Origin of the sequence: Bradyrhizobium sp. 164, assembly GCF_023073715.1 — a bacterium.
Classification (GTDB): Bacteria; Pseudomonadota; Alphaproteobacteria; order Rhizobiales; family Xanthobacteraceae; genus Bradyrhizobium.
This window is the reverse complement of sequence record NZ_JADPKA010000066.1, coordinates 252,232-273,910: the sequence shown is the minus strand read 5'-3', so window position 1 is coordinate 273,910 and position 21,679 is coordinate 252,232. Positions and strand designations below refer to the sequence as shown.

Sequence of the window (21,679 nt, the reverse complement as noted above, 5' to 3'; positions counted from 1 at the left end):
TCAGAGTTCGGCGACTTGAACCGGTCGGCCAGCCGGTAGCCGCGCCGACTTGCGGCGGCGGCGCGCGGTTGCTTCGGCGCAGTAGACCTCCAACTGGCGGGCTCGATGGTCGGAGGTGTGATCGGTCAGAACGCGGCGGCGCGCGCTCTCGGCGATAGTGCGTCGACGTTCCTCGGGCATGTCGCGCAGGATCTCGATGACGTCGCGCGCCGTTGAGGCCAGCAAGATTTCCCGCGACGGCTCGAAGATGGTCTCGATCCCCGGCCATCGGTCGGAAATCACGGGCGTGCCGCAGGCGGCAGCTTCGAACAGCCGAACGCTCGGCGAGAAGCCCAACGCGCGCATGTCGGCGCGGGTCGCATTCAGGGCGAACCGCTGCTCCGCGTAAAACATCGGGTGCTGCTTTGGCGCGAGGTGCTCGATCCGCATGACATTGTCGGGCCAGGCGATATGTTCAGGATATTGCGCGCCCGCGACGGCGAATTGCTCGGACGGCAGCATCCGCGCCGGGGACAACAGCAGTTGTTCAAGGACGGGCTGCCGATCCTCGCTATAAGTTCCGAGATAGCCCAGTGCCCATTTCGTCTTGGCCTGTTGCGGCACGTAGGCGTCCGCGTCGGCGCTGCAATAGAGAACCCGTGCCATCGGGCTGCCGTAACGCGCCTCGATCATGTCGGGCACCGGGCCACCGGCGAACGATAGATAGAGGTCGAAACGCGGGATCATCGCAGCGGAGAGATAGTCGAGGCCCCGGTCGAGTCTCGCCAGCGTCACCGGCGTGTCGATGTCGTAGAAGGCGGTGATCCCTCGCGCTTGGCTCGTGATCCATTCGGAGATGGCGATACCGTCGGGCACATAGGAGCCGATGATGACGAGGTCGGCGTCCCGGATCAGCTTTCCGAAGCGGCGAGGGACATCCTTCAGTGATTGATAGAGCTCGACAGTCCATGACGACGGCTTGGTGAGATCGCGATGCTCGCGATACCAGGCGACGTCGCGCTCCAGGAAGGTGACATGGTGGCCTCGTCGCGCGAGGGCCTCGATCAGGGCGCGGTAGGTCGTGGCGTGACCATTGCCCCATGATGACGTGACCGAAAGACCGACGACGACGATGCTAAGGTTCATTCTGCTGCCTCGATGTGCGAGCTGCTTCCGACGAAGAGATCGTTGAATTGGCGGGCGCGATGCCTGTAGGTGTGTTGGCTGAGAATGTGCGCGCGGGCACGGCTGGCGATCGCGGCGGCCCGATCAGGGCTGAGGGCGCCGAGATGGCCGGCAATCTCGGCTCCATTCGCGGCCACCAGCACTTCGCGATCCGGCTCGAGGAAATGGTCGATGCCGACCCATTGATCGGTGATCAAGCAGGCGCCTGCGCCGATCGCCTCGAATACCCGCGTCGGCGGCGAGAATCCGTATCGCGCCATGCTGTCGCGATTGACGTTGAGCGTGGCAAGGCCGGAGCCGAAGAATGCGTTGTGCTCGCCAGTGCCGACATGCCCGACCTTTCGGAGGTTGCCGGACGTATCCTTGGTCTCCCAGCCGGAGCCGCCGAGAACGAACGTCTTGTCCGGCAACTGGCGCGCGATGTCGAGGAAGAAGTGCTCGACGCGCTGCTCGCGATCAGGCAGGCGATTTGCCAGCAGGCTGAGATCGCAGGTGAAGTCCGGCTTGGGCGGCGATGGAAAATGCGTTTCGGGGTCGAGGGCGTTGTAGATCGGAACGCAGTCTCGCGCACCAATAGCGCGGTAGGCCGATACGACGCCATCGCCGCCGCCGTAGGTCAAGACCATGTCGTAGGATGGAATCGCACGGCGCAGATGATGCTCCGGATCGTTTGCCATCGCTTCGAGCGTGGCGGGAGCATCGACATCCCAGTAGATGCGCATGGTTCGGGAGGGTAAGGCAGCAACGGCGGTCTCCAGCTCCTGATCGAAGACGCCGACGCCGCTGGCCTTGATCAGCATGTCGGCCGATCGCGCCGCCGCATCGAGCGAGCCGCGCCAGCCGTCGGCGGTCGCGGGGTACACGACGACCCTGGCCCAGCCGGGGTCGTCGATGTCGCGGTGGGCCTGCCGCTCGAAGGCGTCAGGCTCGAAGAAGATGACGTCGTGTCCGAGCGCCGCAATCTGCTTGAGCATGCCGCGATAATAGGTGGCGGCGCCGTTCCAGTAGGACGAGACAAGGCTGGATCCGAAGAAGCAGATCTTCATGCGGAGGCTCCGATGTAACGCAGCGGCTGTGACGAGCTATCGGAGGCACAAATGGCCTCCACGATGCCCACAAGCTGTTGTGCGCGGTGACGGCAGGTATGGCGCTCCTGAATGGTCCGAAGGCCGGTCTCCACCATCGCGGAAGACAGCTCCCGATCGTCGAGAACGGCGCCGAGCGCGCGCTTCATCTCCGCGCCATCGGCCGCCTGGAGATAAGCGCCGTCCGGAAACAGGCTTTCCGCATCGGACCACGGCGCCGAAAGCAGAGGAATGCCGCAGGCGAGGGCCTCGAACACACGGATGGTAGGGATGCCCGGAAGCGACCGTACATAGGGCCCGCGCGGGACATGAATGGTCGCGCGCGCGCCGGCGAATGCCACCGGAGCCCAATGCGCAGGCAGCCAGCCGCCGTGGCGGATACCTGTGGCCCGGATGGCCTGGAGCGCGGCATCCGAGTAACGCACGCCATAGACGCTCGCGCGCAAATTCAGCTCGGCAACAGGCTCGACCAGGAATTCGTTGAGCTCAGTGCTGCGTTCGCCGTCGCCCCAATTGCCGATCCAGACCAGATCGTCGGTAGGTTCGACATTCGGCAGCGGGTGGTACAAGGCGATATCGGCGGCTTCGTGCCAAGTATAGGCCCGGTCGGCCCAGCCGAGCTTCACGTAGATCTGGCGAAGCACCTCGCCGAAGGCGAGCACGCCGTCGAATGCATCGAGGTCAAATTGTGCAAGTTCGTCCGGCGCTGTAATCGCACGATGGTGGGTATCGTGGAACAATAATGTGAAGGGAGCGCCGTGCGCGCGCCTGTGCCCGATCTGCTCGATCACATCGGGCGAGTTCCATTCGTGCACGACGACGAGATCGGCGCCATCGAGCGCTTCGTCGAAATCGAGCGAGGCATCATAGCGACGAATGGAAATGCCTGGGAAGAGCTGTCCGATGTCTTGCAGGACCTCGCTGCCGCTCTCGCGGATGGCATTCAACCGACTCCAGCCGTCGATCGGCTCGAAAACGACGACCTCGTGACCAAGCGCATGCAGCTCGCGGGCGTAGCCGCGCAGGAAATGAGCGTTGCCATTGTTCCAGCAGGAGGTGAATGCGTGGTAGAACAGGACGCATTTCATGCGCGCACCTCGATCTGGCCGGCTTGAGGTGTCGTGCGGTTGGCAGCGAGCAGCCCTTTGTAGAGCTTCAGATAAGCGCCGGTCGTGCGCGACAGCGAATAGGTCAGGGAACGCTCGTAGGCGGCGCGTTGCAGCTGTGCTCTTTCGAGATCGTCCGCACAAAGTTCTGCGAGAGCTCGGTGCAACGCCTGACTATCGCAGGGATCGAAAAACAGCGCGGCTCCGCTCCACAATTCCCGGAACGTCGGGATGTCCGACAGCACGAGCGCGCAGCCGGCGGCGGCTGCCTCCAAAACGGAGAGGCCGAACGGTTCATAAAGTGCTGGGCTTGCAAAGATCGCCGCGCGCTGGAGATGTCCGCGCAAGGCGCTGTGCGGCAATTGCCCAAGCCAAGTGACGCCCACGGACGGATCTGCTTCAGCGGGTCCTGCGACCTGAACCGGCCAATCCAGATCCGGTGCAGCCGCAGCCAATACTCCGATGTTCTTGGCATGATCCCACAGCCGGCCGGCCGCGAAGATCAGCTCCTGCTTTCGAGTTGAGAGGTCCCCAGCAGTAGTCCCGTTCCAGATCACGGCGCCGGGAGACCGTGGCCGATAGATCTCCATGATGTCATCGTGGAACGACCGGCTCGGGCAGACCCAAGCTTGCGTGCTGTTGAGCGCCGCGGCCACCCGTTCCGTATAACGCGCCCAACGGGGCTCGCCGAGCCAGGTCGTATCCCGACAGGCCAGCGCCCATGAGTTGACGCAGGAGTGCGCCACGAGAACGGTTGGCGCACGCCACGACAGGGTTGCCTCCCGGAAACTGTTGAGGTGGACAATGTCCGGCCTGAACCGTGCTTCGAGCCCTAGAAGGACACGCCTGGCATTGCAGAGGTCACGCCCTTCCGGGTCTTGCCATTCCAAAGCGAGGTCGGTTTCGATGAGGCGAACCCCCGAGCCGTGCAGCATCTCGCGCTGGTCCGCGCGCGCGGATGGACCCATCGTCGCCAGCGTCAAGTGGGCGCCCGCGGCGGCAAGGCTCGAGGCGAGTGAGCAGGAATAGGTCCACACGCCGCCCACAGTGTCGGTCGTCATCAGGATCCTGATGTCGGAACCGCGGCTCATGGCGCCACCGGATGTTCGAGGGCGTCGAGCGGGACCGGCCGATCGTTCTGCACGTCGCTGAACTGGTCGAACATTCCAAGATAGTGCTGATGCGCGCGCTCCCAGGCGAAGTCGTCGGCCTCGCCCCACAGCTTTCGGTAGTCCGGCGAGCCGGGGTAGGGATAGAGCGGGACCGGGTCGTTCGCCCAGATGCCGGCATCCTGCATCTTGCGGCGCCAGCGCTGCACTACGGGATCGTCGTCCTCGGGGAGCTCGATCAGATTGGCCTGCACGAAGGGGACGTAGCGTCGGGCTTCGACCAGGCGGTCGGCGAGCTGGTCGGTGGTCATCTTGCAGTTCTTGGCGAGTGCCGCGCGGCCCTCGACGGTGAGACTTTCGATGCCAGCCTCGATCGAGACGCAGCCTGCGCGACCCAGCAAGGCGAGCATGTCCGGCTTCCAGAGATCGATGCGGGTCTGGACACCGAATTTGAGGCCCCGCGTACTCAGCCCTTCCAGAAGTTCTGGGTTCGGAAGGAAGATTTCGTCGATGAAGTAGACATATTCGACGCCTTGGCCGCGCAGCCGATCAATCTCGTCGAGAATGATCGAGGGTGGCCGTTTGCGGTAGGCGTTGCGGAAATTCTCCTTGGCGCAGAACGTGCAATTGTAGGGGCATCCCCGCGACGCCTCGACCTCCGCGCCGGGGCCCACCGGTTCGGCCTCGAAGCGATGATGGTGGTGACGATGCCGCCGGATCATCTCGTCCGGCCAGTCGAGCGCTGGCTGATCCTTGAAGTCGACCGCCTGCGGGCCGCCATTGACCCGGACCGTGGCGCCGTCCGCCAAGCACAGGCCGGGGAAGTCCCGCTCCCCGTTGGCCAACCGCAGCAAAGATGCTTCGCATTCACCCATGACGATTATGTCGACCGCGAGCTTCTTCAGGGCCGCCCGCGGCGTGGTCGAGCCGTGCGGCCCAACGGCGACCAAGACCGGTGCAAGATCCCGTACCGCCAGTGCAAGCTCCTGCGGAACGCGCAGCTCCGGCGGTGCGCAGCGCCAGAACAGGTAGGTCGGTGCCGTCGTGATGACGATCAGGTCAGGCTCGAAGGCGCGCAGCTCAGCCTCGACGTCCCCGAATGACAGATCGAACATGTGCGCATCGAGCAGCAGCGTCCGGCGCCCGGCCGCTTTCAAATAATGCTCGGCGATCCCGAGCTCGAGCGGAAGGTGGGGGGACCGGCAGCCGAAATAGATGCTGCCGCCAAAATCCCAGTTCGGATTGATCAGGGCGACGCGCGTCATGCGAGAGCCTCGCGGTTGCCCCGAGTTGTTCCGAAGCGGCTGTCCAGCCAGGCATGAAGCGAGCGAAGGCCCTCGGCGACTGAGACCTGCGGTGCCCATCCGAGGGCGGTAGACAGCGCACGGGTGTCGGTGACGTACCAAGGCTGATCGCCCGGACGCCAATCGGCAAAGCGGTATGTGACCTGATGGCCGGTCAGTTCGGCAATGTGGTCGATCAATTCCCGGAGGCTGACCGCATTGGCTGGTCCGCCGCCGAGATTGAACACGCGTCCACGCGCTAGCGAGATCCGGTCGAGTACTGCGAGCCAGGCAGAGGCTGCATCCGACACATGCAGCGCGTCGCGGACCTGATAACCATCGCCGTAGATCGTCAGTGGGTTGCCGCGGATCGCGCTCAGCAGGAAATGTGCGATCCAGCCCTGGTCCTCGGTGCCGAACTGGCGCGGCCCATAGATGCAGCTCATGCGCATCACCACGGTCTGGAGCCCGTAAACCCGCGCATAGTCGTGGACGTACTGATCCGCCGTCCCCTTGGAACAGCCATAGGGGCTGTAGAAATCGAGGGCAGCGTTCTCGGAGACGCCTTCGGCCAGCAAGCCGCTGGTGGGCGTATAACGGCGGCCGGTGAGTGCGATCTCGCTGTCCTCGATCAGGCGGCCATAAACCTTGTTGGTGGAGGCGAACACGACCGGAGCGGTGCTGTTGTGCAGCCGAACCGCTTCAAGCACGTTCAGGGTGCCGCGCGCGTTGATCTCGAAATCGGCGGCGGGATCGCTCACGCTGCCCGTGACGGCGACCTGAGCCGCCAAATGCAGCACCGCGCGGGCCTCACGCACGGCATCGATCACCGGAATCGGCTCACGAATGTCGGCCACCGCGATGGTGATGAGGTCGCGATGCCTGGATTTCAGCCATTGCGCGTTCTCGCGCACGCCGGCGCGGGCCAAGTTGTCCAGCACCAATACGCGCTCGCCGCGCTCCGCCAGCCGGTCGGCAAGATTGCAACCGATGAAGCCGCAGCCGCCTGTGATCAGAACCGGCCTATTGTCTCGCTCATTCATCACGCAACCAATCCTCGTTGCAGCAGCTCCTGGGTCGCCCGCTCGGCCTGGTCGTCGGCGATCTGGTCTGCGAGATATTCCGCGAGCTCCTCCAGGCCTTCCCTGAAAGCCACATGCGGCTCGAAGCCGAGAAGGTCGCGCGATTTGCCGATATCTGCGAAGCAGTGCCTGATGTCGCCGGCGCGGTATTTCCGCGTGATCTCGGGCGCGATGTCGCTCCGGCCCATGACCTCGGCGAGGTCCTCGGCGACCGACAGAATGGTCCGGCTTTGGCCCGAGCCCACGTTGAAGACGTCCTGCGCCTGCTCCACTTGCAGCGCGATGCGGCAGGCGCGGGCGACGTCGTGCACGTGAACAAAATCGCGCCGTTGCTCGCCGTCCTCGAAAACAAGCGGCGGCCGACCGTTGAGGAGCCGCGCGGCAAAGATCGCGAGTACGCCGGTGTAGGGATTTGACAGGGCCTGACGGGGACCGAACACGTTGAAGAAGCGCAGCGCCAGGGTCGGGATGCCGTAAGCCTTGCCTGTGATCAGGCACATGCGCTCCTGCGCAAACTTGTTCAATGCGTAGACCGAGCTCAGTGACGGCAGCTTGCTCTCCGGCGTCGCCACGGGGACGAGTGGGTGACCCGCGCTGTCGCGCAACTCCCATTCCCCTCTGCGCAGCTGCTCGATCGGCCGTTCGTCGCAGGCGACGACGCTTTGATCGGGCCTGCGATAGAGGCCCTCGCCGTAGATGCTCATGGAGGAGGCGACCACCAGCCGTTCGACTGGGCGCCTCGACAGCGCCTGGAGCAGCACCGCTGTGCCGAGCTCGTTGGTCCGCACAAAAGGCTCGATGTCGTACATGCTCTGGCCGACGCCGACGGCGGAAGCGAGATGCAGGACCATGTCGGCCCCGCGCAGGGCATGTTCGACCGCAACGCTGTCAGTGACGTCGCCAACGACGAGCTCGGCCTCATCGGCGAGATAGGACGGGCGCTGGCGGTTGCCGCCGTGGACCTGCGGCGAAAGATTGTCGAGCAGCCGGACCTCATAACCGGCAGCGAGCAGCATGTCGGTTACATGCGAGCCGATGAATCCCGCGCCTCCAGTGATTAATACCCGCGTCATGCACCACTCCGTGCCGCCGTAAGATCGATCCCTTGGGAAATCGACCGATGATGGGAGCTGAAGCGCGCCTTACTGTCTGGTCGGACGACCTGCACGCCAGTCACGTTTGGAGTCAGAAGCGATGCAAGGAATGTTCGTTCCTCGAAATTGTACAAACGAATATTTCTCTAACCTGGATCAATAACCTAGGTGAATCCCCAGCCCTGCTGCCCGCTAGAAGTGCGCGCCGTGCAGCGGTTCCGGCAGGTCCAGATGCCTTGCTGCGGTGGCGCCGATATCGGCAAAGCCGGCACGCCGGCCGATCGGAGCAGATGATTGCGTCGTCCGGGCCAGGATCGGCACCTGTTCGCGGGTGTGGTCGGTGCCCCTCCAGGTCGGATCGCAGCCATGGTCTGCGGTGATGATCAGAAGATCGTCGCTCCGCAGACGTGACAGTAGCTCGGGAAGACGTTCATCGAAGACTTCGAGTGCCGCGGCATAGCCCGCGACGTCGCGGCGATGGCCGTAGAGGGTGTCGAAGTCGATGAAGTTGGCGAACAGCAATCCTCCATCCGCAAGGCTGGCCAGCCCCTTGAGCGAGGCGTCGAACAGCCCGTCATTGCCGTCGCCGCGCATGTTTCGCCCAGTTGCCCGATGAGCGAAGATGTCGTCGATCTTGCCGATCGTCACGATGTCACGGCCGGCGCTTTCAGCGAGATCTAAGATGGTTCGCCCGGGCGGCGGCACCGAATAGTCGCGCCGGTGTACGGTGCGCTTGAAGTCGCTCGCATTTGTGCCGACGAATGGCCGGGCAATGACGCGGCCGATGTTGAGGAGATCGATCAGTCGCCTTGCGATCGCGCAAATCTCATACAGACGTTCGAGCCCGAAGGTCTCCTCATGCGCTGCGATCTGGAACACGCTGTCGGCTGAGGTGTAGCAGATCGGCATTCCCGTTCGCATGTGGCGCTCGCCGAACTCGGCGATGATCTCCGTGCCGGAGGCGTGACAATCCCCGAGGATGCCGGGCAATCCGGCTTGCTCGCAGAAGGCCCTAGTCAGATCCGCGGGGAAGCAGGGCATCGTTCGAGGGAAATAGCCCCATTCGAACGGTACGGGCACTCCGGAGATCTCCCAATGACCTGACGGGGTGTCCTTGCCTTTCGAGATCTCGGTTGCGCACCCAAATTGCCGGTGCTCGACCCGACCGTCCAGCCCCGGCGGCACGCGCCCGGTGGCGAGGCGACAGGCTTGGCCGAGGCCGAGCGCGACGAGATTGGGAATCCGGAGCGGACCCTCGCGGGCGGCGCTGTCGGCGCGACCGGCCATGCAGGCTTCAGCGATGTGGCCGACAGTGTCGGCGCCATCGTCACCATAGCGAGCGGCATCCGGCGCGCCGCCGATGCCGACGGAGTCCATCACCAGGATCAGGGCACGCATGTCGGTTCCCTGATAGGGGGATTGGCGGACGTTGCGGAGGATGCAACACCCGTCTTCGTGCAGTAGCGATCGACCATCGATGCGCAGAAATCGGCAAATTCATTGACGTCGAGTGGCGGGCTGGTGTGATGCGGCTCGATGCCCAGATGCTCGGGCGTGAAGCAGAACGTCACCGTGACCTGAAATTCCGCCAGCGCCTCCATCTGGCGGTCGAACCATGCGAGCGCATTAGGACGGAAGCTGTCGGCCCATGAAAGACCTGTCCTGAGATGGGTCACGCCGAGACGGCGCATCCAGTGCACGGCGTCGTCGAGGCGATGATCCTCGAAGTGGAACCACTGGCACAGACCCATTGCAGGCGCATAGATGCCAAACTGATCGGCCGCCGCCTTTGGCGTGCCGTCCTCGCGCAGCAGGCCCATGTGGAAATGCCTGTAATACGAGGAGCCTTCGGCTTCCTTGTGCCGTGTCGTTGCTTCCCAGGCGGAGGGAAGGTCGTAGAGGCTGTACCAATGGATGCGCGGGGCACGGCCGATCAGGAGTTCGGCTGTGCGCGACAGGCCCCAGGCTTGCACCTCTTCGGCGCCGAACGAGGAGACGCCGACCTCCGTCACCCAGACAGGCAGGGTGGTGACCGCCTTGATCTCCTCAATCTTGGCCGGCCACTCGCCGATCTGCCACAGGTTCCAGTCGAGCGGAAAGCCATGCACGGCGACTGCATCGAAATTGTCGAGCACGCCGCGGCTCTGCATGTTGCGCATGAACGACGGATCAATCGGCGAGATGCCGCCGAGCACGATTGGCAATGCGCGCCGCGCACTGCGGATCGATTTGCCGGCAGCGATGGCCAAGTTCGCGAACATCGCCCAATCCGGATCGATCAGGATATTCCAATGCGACTTGTTGTTCGGCTCGTTCCAGATCTTGGCAGCCTCGATCATCGGTTTGTGCTCCGGCAAGGATAGACGGGTCCATCGGCCTGAGGGCGCTCCGTTCGCTCGCAGAGATAGACCTCCTCTTCGGGATGCGCAGTGATGGCAAAGCCGGCGCTGCGCAGCATGGCCTCGACGCAGGCCCGGTTCGGGACCCACCAATTGGTGGGGTCGTCGGCGTACTTGTGCTCGATGAAGTGCAGTTTGGGATAGCCGGCGGAATCGAACTGGTCGGTGGTCCAGAAATCGTAGTTCTTCTCGATCGCGTCGACGTGACTGTCGCCGCGCTGCATCGACTGGAACAGGAGGAGGTCCTTGGCGACGTGCTCGTGGATGAGATCCAGCGCCAGAAGCGGATGGCGCAGGTGGTAGAGCACGCCCATGAACATCACCAGATCGAACTTCTCGCGGAGCTGCCCGACGTCATAGGCCGACATCTTGCGGAATTCGATCCTGAGGCCTTTCACTTCGGCGGCGAAGCGCGCCTGCGCCAGGTACTCCTCGTCGGTGTCTAGTCCAAGCACACGCTCGGCGCCCCGCTGCTTCATCTCCATGGCGTAAAAGCCGGCGTTGCAGCCGATATCGAGCACGGTCTTGCCTTCGAGGCGGTTCGGAATGATTCCGGAAAATCGCCGCCATTTCACGCTGGGATAGTCGCCAAGGAAGTGGGCGGGGGCGGTCGGCACGCCGTTCAGGTCGAGATTGTGAAACCACGGCCCGAGCGCATCGACGCGCTTGCGAATTTCCTCGCGCGTAAGTAGCGCTCTCGTCATGCAGTCGCTCCGTTGTCCATTGCGGGGATCGGTCGAGCTCCATCCGACGAGGTGCCGACCCGCAACCTCGACCGGCCGTCAGCGCCGGCGCTGTCCGCGAGAAGAGCCATAGCCTTGCGATAGCCGTCGACGGTTCCGACATCGACATAGGACTCCCCCGCCTTGATCCCGATGCCGACGCCGCCTGCCTGGAGGTAGGCATTGACCAAAGTCCCAAAATATTCGTCTCGCCGGTCTCGCGCGTTCCAGAGCGCATGCAATTCGCGGAAGCCGGTGGCCGACATCCTGAAAGCGCCCCAGATCCACCGCGAAGTTGGGGTCGGCTGCTTGACCTGGATCTCCCGCACGCTGTCTCCCTCGACCACGACGGCGTCGAAGAATTCCGGGCGCTCGACTGGGAAGAGGAGGAAGGAGAGGTCGGCATCGGGCAGAGCCTGCAAGGCGGCCTTTGGAAACCACACGGTATCGGGCAGGCCGACGACGACGTGCTCGTCATGTCCGACCACGGTGCCGGCCCGGAAGACGGCGTCGCATAAGCCGGATGCGTCGGGCTGGACCACATAGGCGAGCTGAGCACTGCCGTAGTGATCGCCGAAATATTCCAGAATGTCGGATTTGCCCGGCGAAATGACGAAGCAGATCTTGTCCGCTCCGCCGAGGATGAGGCGCTCCAGGAGATACTCGGAGACCGCGCAGGGGCGCTCCGTGCCGTCGTCGCGCCGGCTGCCGACGGGCAGCAGCTCCTTGGAGAACGCTAGCGGTTGGATGCGGCTGCCGCGGCCCGCGGCCGGAACGATGCCCCACATGGTCAGGCCTCCTCGGATTGCTGGCGATGCGTGCCGCTGGACGCCGCCTGCTCGAGCAGCGACACCAGCTCGCGCGCGCGTTTGTCGGATGTGTGCTGATCCAATGTCCGTTCATAGGCGCATCTAGCGATCGATTGGAGCTCGGCGCTCGGCATCGCCAATGCCGCCAATGTGTCCTGCGCGTCGCGGGCGATCAGGATCTCCCTGCCAGGCGCGAAGAACTCTTCGATACCCGGCCAGTCGTCGCTCAGGAGCGGGACGCCACAGGCAGCCGCCTCGAACAGACGGCCGGAGGGGCACCAGCCCATCTCCGCCATGGCTCTGCGTGTGACGTTGAGGGTCAAGCGGGAGGACGCAAAGAAAGGCGCATGCTCCGATGGCGGCAGATGCCGCACGAAGTAGATGTTGGGCGACCATGGGAAGTCGTCAGGATATTGCGCCCCGCCGATCAGGAAGCGCAGGTCCTGCCGCGCGCGTGCCGGTTCGACGAACAGCGCTTCAAGTCCGCGCTGGCGGTCTTCGGAATAGGTGCCGAGATAAGAGAGATCTGCGCGGTAGTGCGGTCGGGGCGGCACCGGGCGATGAATATCGACATCGACGTGGCCGTATAGGGGGCGAATGTCGCGGGCGCCGAGCCGGTCGCGGAATTCGTGGGCAACGCGGGGCCCGCCGGTGAAGCTGAGGACGAGCGCGAAATCCCGTAGGCCCCGTGGGCTGATATAAGGAACGGATCCACCCTCCATGAGCCGCGCCAGCGTGATCGGGGTATCCAGATCATAGAAGACGGGAACGGCGCGTCTTTCCGACATGATCAGGTCGGTCGCCGCGATCGCGTCGGGACAATAAGACGTGACGATCGCGACATCGGCATCCCCGACGTCGCCGCGGGCGAGGGAGCGGGTCTCGTCCCAAGTCGAAAACAACCGCAGCTGGCCGCCCGGCAATTCATTGAAGTCGCGGGCGCCGGCGTAATAGGGCACATCGCGCTCGTAGAAGACGACGGTATGGCCGAGGTGTGCCAGATGCTTGCAGAGGCCGCGCCACAGGGTCGCGTGGCCGTTGCCCCAGGAGGAGGAGATGGTCAGCCCGAAAATGACGATCTTCACGCCGGCACCCGCTGATTGATCCCGGTAATCCTGAACCCGCGGCTGTCCACGCTGAGAGTGGAGATGCTGGCTGGGTCGATTTCGATCGAGAGAAAGTCGTCAAGCCGCATGCGCGCGTAATGCAAGAGCGCAGCACGGATCGGCTCGGCATGACTGACGGCAATGACGGTGCCCGCAGAATGATCGTTGCGCAGCTGCTCCAGATGGCCGACGACGCGATTCTGGAGCGACCGCATGCTCTCGCCCCCGGGTGGGCGGCTAGCCCCGCGCCGCCTGTTCCAGCGCGACCATTGCGGGTCCTGACGGAGCTCCTCAAAGGACCGGCCGCTCCATTCGCCATAGTCGAGCTCGTCGAGAGCGGGGACGATCTCGATCGGCAGTCCGAAGTGCGCCGCCAGAATGGAGGCTGATTGCATGCAGCGCCGCTGCGGGCTCGACTGGATCAAGGCTGGCCACGGGCTGATCGTGATTGCACAGCGCGCCATTTCCTCGCAGCCGATGTCGTCGAGCGTGACGCCATTCATCCGGCCGCATAGCGTGCGGCCGAGCAAAGCATGGTGACCGTGACGCACGAGATGAATGATCCTCGCCATCAGGTATACACCTTGTCGTCGATGAAGGCGCGCGTTCGCCGTCTGGCCTCTTCGTCGGTGAACTGCTGCGGCGGCGATTTCATGAAATAGCTGGAGGGACCGGTCAGGGCGCCGCCCTGACCGCGATCCATGGCAAGTTTTGCGCAGCGAACCGCGTCGATCACGACGCCTGCGGAGTTCGGGGAGTCCCACACTTCGAGCTTGACTTCGGCGCTCAGCGGCACGCCGCCGAATGTCGTGCCTTCGAGCCGGATGAAAGCGAGCTTGCGATCGGTCAGCCAGGGCACGTGATCGCTCGGCCCGACATGGATGTTGTCGGGATCGATCGGAACGTCGAACTGGCTGGTGACCGCCTGAGTCTTCGAGATCTTCTTCGAGGTCAGCCGCTCTCGTTCGAGCATGTTCTTGAAATCGGTATTGCCGCCGACGTTGAGCTGGTAGGTGCGGTCCAGCCGCACGCCGCGATCACGAAACAAATTGGCGAGCACGCGGTGCAGGATGGTTGCGCCGACCTGGCTCTTGATGTCATCGCCGATGATCGGAAGGCCTGCATTCTCGAACCGCTGCCGCCAGTCCGGATTGGAAGCGATGAAAACGGGGATGCAATTAACGTAGCCGCAGCCGGCTTCGATGGCGCGCGCTGCGTACCATTCACTTGCGCGTTGCGAGCCGACGGGCAGGTACGACACCAGCACGTCGGTCCGTGACATCGCCAGGACCTCCGAAACATCGGCTTCCGGGACGTCGGCGACCGGAACATCATCTTCGAGATAGTGCCCGATGCCATCCATGACCGGGCCGCGCTGAACGATCACGCCGGTCTGTTCGACATCGGAGAACCGATGCGTGTTGTTCGGCTTGGCAAAGATGGCGTCGGCGACATCGCGTCCGACCTTGCCGGCGTTGACGTCGAAAGCTGACGCGATCTGGAGGTCGCTAATGTGATACCCGCCGAGATCGACGTTCATCAGGCCGGGCACAGGCTCGTTCGATTTGGCGTTTCGGTAATAGGTGAGCCCCTGGACGAAGGAGCTTGCGCAATTGCCGACGCCGACGATGCCGACGCGCACGCGGCGCCTGTCCTGAAGACGGGAATGCATGGACTAAGACCTCCGGGAAGACGATGGCATCAGCGTAAGTAGATCGGCGAACGTGTCGGAAGGTATGTTCGTTCCTGTGCTGGAGCCGCCGAGCCCGCGTGCGCATCGATTCAGGGCAACAAAAATGCAGCGCGCTTAACTTGGGATAAGATCCGCAGCCGGATCAACGGAACGAACATCATCCTGGATGAAGATGAAGAAGATGATGCTGGTTGTCCGGCGTTGGCCCCGGCGCGCCGTGAAGAACAAATCCTGCCGGCCCGCGTTTCATCGCAAATGGCTTCGGCGATGGCCGTGCCTGCACAAGCGAGGTGCCACATGACGTCCAAGACGCAGAACAACGAAGCCCAGCAGACCACCGATCACGCCGCGATCCGCAAATGGATCGAAGAGCGCGGTGGGCAGCCGGCGACGGTCAAGGCGACCGAAGAGGATGGACACGCCGGCATCCTGCGCATCGATTTCGATCCGCCGGATGAGGGGCTGGACCGCATCGGCTGGGATGAGTTCTTCGAGAAGTTCGACGAGGCCGGCATTGCCTTCCTGCACCAGGACCGGACCAAGGACGGAAAGCTGAGCCGCTTCCACAAATTCGTCCGTCGCTAGCCGGATCTCGGGACGTGACGAACGGCTGGGTGGAGGCCATGCGAGCAGGCGACTTTGCGCGTGCCTGGGCCATCAATGACCACGATCTCGCGATGTCCGGGTACCCGCCCAAGCATACCGGTCCGCGTCACCTTCAGCGAATCTGGCGGGGGGAGTCGCTTGCGAACAAGCACGTGCTCGTGCGGTGCTATCACGGGCTCGGCGACACGATCCAGTTCCTGCGTTTCATGCAACCTCTTCGCGGCATAGCGCGCAGTGTCACGGTCTGGTGTCAGCCCGAACTGTTGCCGCTGGTCGAGCGCACGGCAGGCGTCGATTGCGCGCTTGCGCTCCATTCGGGTACGCCTGAAGCTGACTTCGAGGTGGACATCGAGATCATGGAGGTGCCGCACGCGCTCAGGGTGGAGAGAGGGCAGATTGAGATGAGCGCGCCATATTTGACGCTGCCGCCGAGAAGTATGCCTGTGTCGCTCGACTGCGAAGGTCTGGCCGTCGGCTTGGTCTGGGAGGTCGGCCAATGGGATAAGCGGCGCGCTATTCTCCCCGCATTGTTGCGACGTCTCGCCGTTCCTGGCGTAGCGCTTCATTCGCTCCAAAGAGAGGCGGGGACCGAAGAGCTCGCGCAGATCGGCGCTCGCGACATCAGCACGCCCGATATCGCGGCTCTCGGTCGTCTTCTCTGTGAGCTCGATCTCGTCATTTGCGTTGACACCATGGTCGCACACCTCGCGGGAGCACTCGGATGCGAAGCCTGGGTGCTGCTGCACGCCGATTGCGACTGGCGCTGGCCTTCATCCGGGTGCCGTACGTTTTGGTATCCGAGCCTGCGCCTGTTTCGTCAAAAGACGGCCGGCGATTGGGGCGCTGTCATTCTGGAAGTGCGCGAAGCCTTACAGGAGCGTGTGAGGTGTGAGCAGAAGGTTACGCAATATCATCTGGCCGACGCGACGGCACCTTTGGTCAATTCCAGTTGCACTGGTCGGCGGCCTTGATCAGGTGGCCGGATGCCTAGATACGCGGGATCGAAGCCTGCCAGCCGGACCAGTCCGGGCCAGTCGGAGATCATCAAGGTCTTGCCGTGCCAGTGCAGCAGGTTGCAGCGGCGCAACTCCCGGATGGTGCGGTTGACATGGACTGGGGAGATGCTGCAGGCCGCCGCGAGGTCGGATTGGGTGAACGGCGAAGCCAATCTGAAGTCCTTTGCGAGCCCGACATTCTGCAGGCGTGTCGTGATCTCGCAGAGCAGGTGCGCTACACGCGTCAAGGCGTCCCGGCTGCCGAGGTTTACGGCCCAGTTGCGCTGTCTGGCGTGGTCGCCAAGCAGCATCAGCAGGAGGGTACGCGACATCGCGGGCGAGCGCGCCGATAGTTCGCGAAAGAAGCGATGCGGGACTAGCGCGACCACGGCAGGCCCGAGGGCAATGAGGTTGCCGTTGATGCGGGGCCGATAGAGTGTTTGGAGGTCAGCGATGTCGCCGGGGACCGAGATCGACGTGATCTGCCCGTCTGCGCCCTGGGCGTCCTGCCAGGACAGGTAGCCCTGGAGCAGCAGGCAGCATTGATGGCTGTCGTCGCCGTGGCGCAGGATAGCCTGATGTGAACTGAAGTGCGCGATCGTGCTCGGCATTTCTGCCAGCAGATCGAGGTCGTCGGCCGTCACGTCACCGATACTCGCCAGGTGATCGGCAAGCTTGGAAAAGGCAAATCCCGTCTGCATCGGTCATCCGATCGCCCGCCGCCTACCGCAACTCTGACCCAAATGGCAAAGGGCAGGCATTAACCTGTGATACGCTCCCTCGATCGGGGTATGATCGATTGGTGCGAGTCGACGTTCGCCAGTCTTCAATGTTCCTGTGAAATGAAATTAGGGAAAGCGGCAGTCGTCCGCACTTCGAGGCGTCTGCGATCTTTCGCCGGCACTATTGCGTAGCGTGAGGTCTTTCCGCGGGAGGCGGTCCCCTGTTCGACACCGACACGATGGCGATAAGGGGACAGACCTCTCTTGGCGGTTCTTGGCGGTCCTCCGGAAGGCCGGTTCCAGGGCCTTGTCCGAAGCCTCAGCCATGCAGCGGTAACGGGCGGGAATGGGGCTATGGCGAACTCGCGACGCCGGCACCTGCGCGGCTCCCCTGAACGATTTGCTCCTGTACATCTTTGAGTCATCGAAGCTTTTGCGCCGGGCGCCTGGCTAGGAACGAGCGTCATGTCAGGGATTTGAGCAAGGTCCCGACCGGAAGACGCTCATGCACAGATTTGACGCCGCTTTATCGACCGCCGCCCTCACGAGGGTGACGGATGACATCTGGATCGCGGACGACGCGCCAATTAGCGCGGCGGGTCTGCGTCTGCCTGTTCGCATGACGGTCATTCGGCTGTCGAATGGTGACCTCGTGCTGCACTCGCCGGTGCGATATTCGCCTGCTCTGCGCAACGAGCTGGAGCGGTTGGGATCAATCAAATATCTGGTCGCGCCGAATGTGGCGCACTGGATGTTTCTGCCTGCCTGGCAGAGGCATCTGTCGCAGACGTTGACCTTTACAGCGCGAGGACTGTCTGCGCGGAACCAGGTGCGAGAGGCCGGGCTTCGCGTTGACCGCGAGCTCGGCGACACCACCCCCGGAGAGTGGGCCGCCGAGCTTGAGACCATCTCGGTGCATGCCCCGATGTTCTCCGAGGTGGAGATATTCGACAAGCGGAGCCGCACGCTGATCCTGACGGATCTCGTGCAGAACCTTGATTCCCATGATCTTTCCGCGTCAAATCAGGCCGCCGCAAACCTGCTCGGCATCGCCAAGCCTGACGGCAAGGCGCCGATTTATCTCCGGCTCTTGTTGCGCCTCGGCGGCCGTTCGGTACACGCCGCGGCCGAACGGCTCGTGCGCCTGGCGCCTGAGCGGGTCATCTTCGCGCATGGCGATTGGTTCAAGGCGGACGCGGCCGTGCGCCTCCGGCGGTCGTTGCGCTGGCTTGTCCCAATGGATGCCTCGGGATCTTCGCGGCGGCCAATGGCGGGCACACGGGTCGTCATTACGGGAGCATCCAGCGGAATTGGCCGAGCGGCGGCGCTGGCGTTTGCGCAGCAAGGGGCGAGCGTGGCGCTTGCCGCACGTCGCGGCGAGATCCTGGCAAGCCTCGCGGCAGAGTGCGAGGCGCTGGGAGGCCGTGCCTTGGCGGTCCAGACCGATGTCAGCGATGCGGAAGCGGTGCAGCGATTGGCAGGGCAGGTTGACGATGTATTCGGCGGAATCGACGTCTGGATCAATAACGCCGGCACCGGTGTATTCGGCGCCTATCAGGACGCCGACTTCGCGCTTCACCGCCGAACCATTGAAGTCAATCTCCTGGGAATGATGCACGGCGCCTTCGCGGTGCTTCCGATCTTTCTCCGCCAGAACCGAGGCATCCTGATCAACAACATCTCGCTGGGGGGTTGGGTGCCGACGCCGTTTGCGGCGGCCTATTCCGCAAGCAAGTTCGGCCTGCGCGGTTTCACGGCGAGCCTGCGCCAGGAACTCGGCGCGCATCCGAACATCCATGTCTGCGGCGTGTTCCCGGCGATGGTGGATACGCCGGGCTTCGTCCACGGCGCCAACATGTCGGGGAAGAGGCTCGATCCGGGGCCGCTGCTGTACCAGTCAGAAGATGTCGCTCAGACCTTTTTGAACCTCGTTCGCGCGCCGCGCGATGAAGTGGCCGTCGGCTGGCCCGCGCGCGGTGGCCAGATGGCCTACGCCATCGCGCCGAAATTCACTGAAAATCTGTTAGGTGGCGCATTCCGATTCCTCCTATCGCGCGCCGGACGCGCACCGATCAGCGAGGGGAGTATCATCGAAGCCTCGCCGCTCGGCACGTCGGTAGACGGGGGGTGGCTGGGGCGGAAGCAGCTTCCACCGGCTAGGATCATCAGCCAGGGGCTTGCACTTGTGGGAATGGTTGCGTGTGTGGCTTTGGTGGCCTCGGTAGCCGTCCGGCCGCGTCGGCCGCAGATCAGGACCAGGCGTCGCCGGACGTCGACGGACGTACCGTACCAAGGCTGTCTTGACCGACGGACATCATGGCAGCGCGTAGGCTCGCACGTAGTCCCCGAGCCTGGTGCCGAACGAGCCGTGGCCGCCATCGACCGTCACCACGTATTGCTTGCCGCCGGTCTCGTAAGTCATCGGCGTTGATTGGCCGCCAGCGGGAAGACGGTCCTGCCAGAGCTGCTTGCCATCACCGACGTCGAATGCCCTAATATAGTCATCCATTGTTCCCGTGATGAAGATGACGCCTCCCGCGGTCACGATCGGCCCGCCCAGCATGGGAACGCCCAGCTTGAACGGAAGCGGGACAGGGGCCTGATCGCGAATCGTGCCGATGCGGTGTTGCCACACCACCTTGTGCGTCTTGAGGGCAATGGCCGCGATATTCCCCCAGGGCGGGGCGAGGCAGGGTATGCCGAGCGGCGACAGGAAGATGCCGAGATCGACGCCATAGGGAGCGCCGTACATCGGCTGAACGCCGAGTTCGGTGCCGGGTGGATGCGCAGCGTTCGGCGCGGCCGGATTGTCTTTTCCACGCGGCACCAGGCGGGAAATGAACGGTATCGATTGAGGGTTTGCGATCGCGATCTGCCGCTGTGGATCGACGGCAATTCCGCCCCACTCGAACATGCCGAAATCACCCGGGAACACCAGCGTGCCTTGCTCCGAAGGCGGCGTGAACGGCCCTTCGTAACGGAGACGCTTGAACTTGATACGGCAGGCGAGCTGGTCGAACATCGTGCTGCCCCACATCTGCGCGTCCGTCAGCATGCCGGGTGGGCGGAAGCTCAATTCCGAGAAGGGTTGGGTGGGGGACAGCCGGTCGCCGGGTGCGGCGCCCTGCGGCACGGGCTTCTCCGGCGCGGGCACCAGCTGATGCCCGTCGCGGCGGTCGAGCACGAAAATGTCGCCCGTCTTTGCCGGAATGTAGATCGCCGGCGTGGTGCCGCCATTCGAACGCAGATCGACCAGGCTCGGCTGCGAAGGCATGTCCATATCCCAGAGATCATGGTGCACGTTCTGGAACGACCAGCGTAGTTTTCCGCTGGCGATATCGAGCGCGATCAGCGCCGAATCGTAACGCTCCTTGTCCGACGAACGGCCGCCGCCCCAGATATCCGGAGAGCTTGAGCCGAGCGGGACGTAGACGAGCCCGAGATTTTCGTCGACCGCCGAGATGCTCCACGAATTGGGTGAACCAGCCGTGAAATGATGCGAGGCGGAGGGCATCTCGTTCGGATCGGGATTGCCGGCGTCGAACGCCCATATCAGTCGCCCGGAATAGATGTCGAAGCCGCGGATCACGCCTGAAGGCACGCGGTCGGAATAATTGTCGATGACGGCGCCACCGACGATCAGAACCTTGTCGGTCACCACGGGCGGCGAGGTACCCTCGTAGAAGCCGAGCGTCTGGACCTCGCTTCCCTCCTTGAGGTCGATCTGACCTTGGTTGCCAAAGCTGGCGCAGGGCGTGCCGCTCTGGGCATCCAGCGAAAACATCCGGCCGTCATTCGTCGGCACGAAAATGCGCTGCGGACAATCGCTTGGGGCCGGCGCGCCGTCGGCCGTGACCGCGCCAAGGCTTTGTTGCGTGATAGGACACGCCGCGGCAGGTCATGTGCTGGAAGGCCTGGTTGTGTTGGATCTGAGGGTCAAACTTCCAGCGCAACTTGCCGGTCGCAGCGTCGAGCGCGAACACGATTTGGTGTGGCGAGCAGGTATAGAGGAGATCGCCAATCTTGAGCGGCGTCGCCTGGTTGGTGATCTCTTCGGGATCATCAGGACCCTTGTGGTCGCCGGTGCGGAATTCCCAGGCGAACTTGAGGTCCTTCACGTTGGCTTTGGTGATCTGGCTGAGCGAGGAATAGCGCGTCCCCCAGCCAGTGCCGCCGTAGGCCGTCCAGTTTTCGCCGGCGGCGGGCGGGGCTGCTTCGGAGGAGGCAATGGCGCCCGTCGTTTCGCTCTCCGGCACCGTGCCGGCAAGATCGTGGCGATCGCGCGTGAGGGAGAGAGCGAGCACGGCCGCCGCCGCCATCAGTACGAGGCCGAGCGCCGATCGCGCGGCACGCAAGCGAGGTGCCAAACGACGCGTAATGAAGGGCAACAGCAGCCAGACGCCCAGCGGCGCAAGCACGTCGCCGCGCGGCGCCAGGGACCAGAAATCGAGGCCGGCCTCCCAGATTGCCCACGCAATCGTGCCAAGCAGCAGCGCGGCATACACCCAGAGCGCCTCGGCACGCCGGCGCGTAAGCAGCCACGCGGTGAGCAGAAGCATGGCCCCGGCGACGAGATAGTAAAAGGAGCCCCCAAGCACAGCGAGCCAGGCGCCGCCGCCGGCGAGGGCCAATCCCATGATAGCGACGATCACAATGGTGATCGCGAGCAGTGGCGCGTCACGGAACAAGTGGATGGGAGTCATA

18 protein-coding genes and 1 pseudogene are annotated in these 21,679 nt (G+C 63.7%); 3 read left to right on the top strand and 16 right to left on the bottom strand.

The genetic code is table 11. From position 1 onward, the window contains the following. The 14 genes from IVB01_RS21475 to IVB01_RS21410 form a co-directional block, all read right to left on the bottom strand. Positions 1–1,125 carry a glycosyltransferase gene (locus IVB01_RS21475; protein WP_247280410.1) on the bottom strand — a complete coding sequence of 375 codons (1,125 nt, stop codon included), beginning with the start codon at positions 1,123–1,125 and terminating at the stop codon, positions 1–3. After that, positions 1,122–2,210, bottom strand: coding sequence for a glycosyltransferase (locus IVB01_RS21470; protein WP_247280411.1), 1,089 nt, complete (start codon positions 2,208–2,210; stop codon positions 1,122–1,124). The genes IVB01_RS21475 and IVB01_RS21470 overlap by 4 nt, the downstream gene beginning before the upstream one ends. Then, positions 2,207–3,337, bottom strand: coding sequence for a glycosyltransferase (locus tag IVB01_RS21465; RefSeq protein WP_247494835.1), 1,131 nt, complete (start codon positions 3,335–3,337; stop codon positions 2,207–2,209). Before IVB01_RS21465 ends, IVB01_RS21470 begins: the two co-directional genes overlap by 4 nt. Next, on the bottom strand, positions 3,334–4,446 hold the full coding sequence (locus tag IVB01_RS21460; protein WP_247474002.1) for a glycosyltransferase family 4 protein: 1,113 nt from the start codon (positions 4,444–4,446) through the stop codon (positions 3,334–3,336). The genes IVB01_RS21465 and IVB01_RS21460 overlap by 4 nt, the downstream gene beginning before the upstream one ends. Next, positions 4,443–5,729: a TIGR04295 family B12-binding domain-containing radical SAM protein gene (locus IVB01_RS21455; protein WP_247494834.1), complete on the bottom strand. Its 1,287-nt coding sequence runs from the start codon at positions 5,727–5,729 to the stop codon at positions 4,443–4,445. Before IVB01_RS21455 ends, IVB01_RS21460 begins: the two co-directional genes overlap by 4 nt. Further along, the gene (locus IVB01_RS21450; protein WP_247280415.1) at positions 5,726–6,790 is read right to left on the bottom strand and encodes an NAD-dependent epimerase/dehydratase family protein; all 1,065 of its coding nucleotides are present in this window, start codon (positions 6,788–6,790) and stop codon (positions 5,726–5,728) included. The genes IVB01_RS21455 and IVB01_RS21450 overlap by 4 nt, the downstream gene beginning before the upstream one ends. After that, positions 6,790–7,902: an NAD-dependent epimerase/dehydratase family protein gene (locus tag IVB01_RS21445; protein ID WP_247280416.1), complete on the bottom strand. Its 1,113-nt coding sequence runs from the start codon at positions 7,900–7,902 to the stop codon at positions 6,790–6,792. Before IVB01_RS21445 ends, IVB01_RS21450 begins: the two co-directional genes overlap by 1 nt. 213 nt (positions 7,903–8,115) lie before the next feature. Continuing rightward, positions 8,116–9,321, bottom strand: a complete 1,206-nt coding sequence (locus tag IVB01_RS21440) for a phosphopentomutase (protein ID WP_247494833.1) — start codon at positions 9,319–9,321, stop codon at positions 8,116–8,118. Continuing rightward, positions 9,309–10,262 carry a beta-xylosidase gene (locus tag IVB01_RS21435; protein ID WP_247280418.1) on the bottom strand — a complete coding sequence of 318 codons (954 nt, stop codon included), beginning with the start codon at positions 10,260–10,262 and terminating at the stop codon, positions 9,309–9,311. The genes IVB01_RS21440 and IVB01_RS21435 overlap by 13 nt, the downstream gene beginning before the upstream one ends. Continuing rightward, complete coding sequence (locus tag IVB01_RS21430; protein WP_247280419.1) at positions 10,259–11,026, bottom strand: TIGR04290 family methyltransferase; 768 nt, start codon at positions 11,024–11,026, stop codon at positions 10,259–10,261. The genes IVB01_RS21435 and IVB01_RS21430 overlap by 4 nt, the downstream gene beginning before the upstream one ends. Then, on the bottom strand, positions 11,023–11,832 hold the full coding sequence (locus tag IVB01_RS21425) for a sugar phosphate nucleotidyltransferase (RefSeq protein ID WP_247460434.1): 810 nt from the start codon (positions 11,830–11,832) through the stop codon (positions 11,023–11,025). Before IVB01_RS21425 ends, IVB01_RS21430 begins: the two co-directional genes overlap by 4 nt. A gap of 2 nt (positions 11,833–11,834) precedes the next feature. Continuing rightward, positions 11,835–12,938 carry a glycosyltransferase gene (locus IVB01_RS21420; RefSeq protein ID WP_247280421.1) on the bottom strand — a complete coding sequence of 368 codons (1,104 nt, stop codon included), beginning with the start codon at positions 12,936–12,938 and terminating at the stop codon, positions 11,835–11,837. Continuing rightward, on the bottom strand, positions 12,935–13,531 hold the full coding sequence (locus IVB01_RS21415; protein WP_247280422.1) for a histidine phosphatase family protein: 597 nt from the start codon (positions 13,529–13,531) through the stop codon (positions 12,935–12,937). Before IVB01_RS21415 ends, IVB01_RS21420 begins: the two co-directional genes overlap by 4 nt. After that, positions 13,531–14,631, bottom strand: a complete 1,101-nt coding sequence (locus tag IVB01_RS21410) for an inositol-3-phosphate synthase (RefSeq protein ID WP_247494832.1) — start codon at positions 14,629–14,631, stop codon at positions 13,531–13,533. Before IVB01_RS21410 ends, IVB01_RS21415 begins: the two co-directional genes overlap by 1 nt. A gap of 318 nt (positions 14,632–14,949) precedes the next feature. Here IVB01_RS21410 and IVB01_RS21405 point away from each other — a divergent pair, with 318 nt between their 5' ends. After that, positions 14,950–15,237 carry a hypothetical protein gene (locus tag IVB01_RS21405; protein ID WP_247280424.1) on the top strand — a complete coding sequence of 96 codons (288 nt, stop codon included), beginning with the start codon at positions 14,950–14,952 and terminating at the stop codon, positions 15,235–15,237. Between the two features lie 14 nt (positions 15,238–15,251). Continuing rightward, a complete protein-coding gene (locus tag IVB01_RS21400) occupies positions 15,252–16,229 on the top strand; it encodes a hypothetical protein (protein WP_247280425.1) in 978 nt (325 codons plus the stop codon). On the opposite strand, the gene IVB01_RS21395 is transcribed toward IVB01_RS21400, so the two are convergent. After that, on the bottom strand, positions 16,169–16,954 hold the full coding sequence (locus IVB01_RS21395; RefSeq protein ID WP_247280426.1) for a Crp/Fnr family transcriptional regulator: 786 nt from the start codon (positions 16,952–16,954) through the stop codon (positions 16,169–16,171). The two genes, IVB01_RS21400 and IVB01_RS21395, sit on opposite strands and share 61 nt — an antisense overlap. 526 nt (positions 16,955–17,480) lie before the next feature. Here IVB01_RS21395 and IVB01_RS21390 point away from each other — a divergent pair. After that, on the top strand, positions 17,481–19,406 hold the full coding sequence (locus IVB01_RS21390) for an SDR family oxidoreductase (RefSeq protein WP_247280427.1): 1,926 nt from the start codon (positions 17,481–17,483) through the stop codon (positions 19,404–19,406). On the opposite strand, the pseudogene IVB01_RS21385 reads toward IVB01_RS21390, so the two are convergent. Continuing rightward, positions 19,290–21,678: pseudogene (locus IVB01_RS21385) on the bottom strand (glucose/quinate/shikimate family membrane-bound PQQ-dependent dehydrogenase). The gene IVB01_RS21390 and the pseudogene IVB01_RS21385 overlap by 117 nt on opposite strands. Between the last annotated feature and the right edge of the window lies 1 nt (position 21,679).